Genomic DNA, 1,832 nt, shown 5'->3' on the forward strand with positions numbered 1-1,832 from the left:
CCGCTACCACCATGGCCGCTTCCTGGCCGCCACCGCGCAGGGGCCGATGCACCTGCCGATGCGGCTGTACAAGGTGACCATCGACGCCCGCCTGCACGACCTGCGGCCCGACGATGCGGTGCCCGTGGCCGTGTACCACCCCGATGACTACGGCGCCTCGCAGGCCCTGGGCCGCCGGCTGCACGACGAAGGTTCGGCCGGCGTGGCCTACCGCAGCGTGCGCCATCCGGGCGGCCAGTGCGTGGGCCTGTTCAAGCCGCAAGGCGCGCGGGCCTGCGTGCATGCGGCGGTGCTGCTGTACGCGTGGAACGGCCAGGCCTTCACCGACGTGTACGAGAAGGTGGAATGAGCAGGGTGCCTGTGCCCGCGCCGCGCTTCGAGCGGCTGGATGCGCTGCGCGGCGCGGCCATGGTGTGGATGATGGGCTTCCACCTGTGCTTCGACCTGCAGCAGTTGCGGCTCATCGCGCCGCAGAATTTCTACGAAGACCCGTTCTGGACGGTGCAGCGCAGCCTGATCGTCAGCCTGTTTTTGCTGTGCGCCGGCGCTGGCCAGGCGGTGGCGCTGGTGCAGGCGCAGCCTGCACGCCGCTTCTGGCGGCGCTGGGCGCAGGTGGCGGTGTGCGCGCTGCTGGTGTCGGCCGGCTCGGCCTGGATGTTTCCGCGCAGCTGGATCAGCTTTGGCGTGCTGCACGGCATGGCGGTGATGCTGCTGCTGGTGCGCTTCGGCCTGCCGCGCCGGGCGCTGGGCCGCAGCAGCACGCCGCTGGTGCTGCTGGCCGTGGGCGCGGTGCTGGTGGTGCTGCCGCTGGGGGTTCAGCACCCGTTCTTCGACAGCCGCTGGACCAACTGGGTGGGCCTGGTGACCCGCAAGCCCGCCACCGAAGACTACGTGCCGCTGCTGCCCTGGCTGGGCGTGATGCTGTGGGGCCTGGCCGCGATGCTGTGGGCCATGGCCCGCCATGCAGCCGCGCTGGCGGTGCCGGTGCCGCGGGCGCTGCGCCCGCTGGTGCTGCTGGGCCGTTGGCCGCTGACGGTGTACATGCTGCACCAGCCGCTGTTCATCGGCCTGCTCAGCTTGTTCGCACGGCATTGACGCAGGGCAAGGCGGCAGACAAGGGCGCTTTCCATACTGGGCTCATCCACCCTGTGTTGAAGGAGTGCCGCGATGAAGATCCTGATTGCCGCCGATGGCAGCCCGTTCACCAAGCGCATGCTGGCCTACCTGGCCGCGCACGACGAGTGGCTGGGCGAGCACCACCAGTACACCGTGCTGACGGTGCATGCGCCGCTGCCGCCGCATGCCGCCTCGGCCGTCGGCCGCGAGGCCTGTGACCGCTACTACCAGGAAGAAGCGGCTGCCGTGCTGGAGCCGGTGCGCAAGTTCTTCGAGCAGCAAGGCTTGCAGGCGCAGTTCCAATCCAAGGTGGGCGCGGTGGCAGCCACCATCGCCGAGACGGCCGACCACGGCGGCTTCGACCTGGTGCTGATGGGCTCGCACGGCCATGGCTCGCTGGCCACGCTGGTGCTGGGCTCGGTCACCGCCAAGGTGCTGAGCCTGACCAGGACGCCGGTGCTGGTCGTCAAGTAGACGTACCGCCCCGCGCCGGGGCCGTACCATGCGCGCATGAGTTCCAAGGTCCTGTTCGGCTTTCATGCCGTCACCGTGCGCTTGAAGACGGCCCCGTCGTCGATCAGCGAAATCCACTTCGACGGCAGCCGCCGCGATGCCCGCATGCGCCAGTTCGTCGAGCGCGCCAAGGAGGCTGGCGTCAAGCTGGTCGACAGCGACGACGAGCGGCTGTCGCGCATCGGCGGCACCACGCGCCACCA

Annotated in this window: 4 protein-coding genes; all 4 read left to right on the forward strand. The window is 69.9% G+C overall.

What is annotated here, in order from left to right; genetic code table 11:
* Window positions 1-349: RES family NAD+ phosphorylase (locus tag ABNT58_RS28465; RefSeq protein WP_348756717.1), on the forward strand; the 349-nt coding region annotated here is incomplete at its 5' end.
* Window positions 346-1,095 (forward strand): heparan-alpha-glucosaminide N-acetyltransferase, encoded by a 750-nt coding sequence (locus ABNT58_RS28470; RefSeq protein ID WP_348756718.1) that lies wholly within the window; start codon window positions 346-348, stop codon window positions 1,093-1,095. The genes ABNT58_RS28465 and ABNT58_RS28470, both read left to right, overlap by 4 nt.
* 72 nt (window positions 1,096-1,167) lie before the next feature.
* Window positions 1,168-1,590 (forward strand): universal stress protein, encoded by a 423-nt coding sequence (locus ABNT58_RS28475; RefSeq protein WP_348756719.1) that lies wholly within the window; start codon window positions 1,168-1,170, stop codon window positions 1,588-1,590.
* 36 nt (window positions 1,591-1,626) lie between these two features.
* Window positions 1,627-1,832, forward strand: a 206-nt coding sequence (locus tag ABNT58_RS28480; protein WP_348756720.1) for an RNA methyltransferase substrate-binding domain-containing protein, incomplete at its 3' end; no start/stop codon positions are given.

It is taken from the genome of uncultured Aquincola sp. (genome assembly GCF_964001545.1).
GTDB lineage: Bacteria > Pseudomonadota > Gammaproteobacteria > Burkholderiales > Burkholderiaceae_C > Aquincola.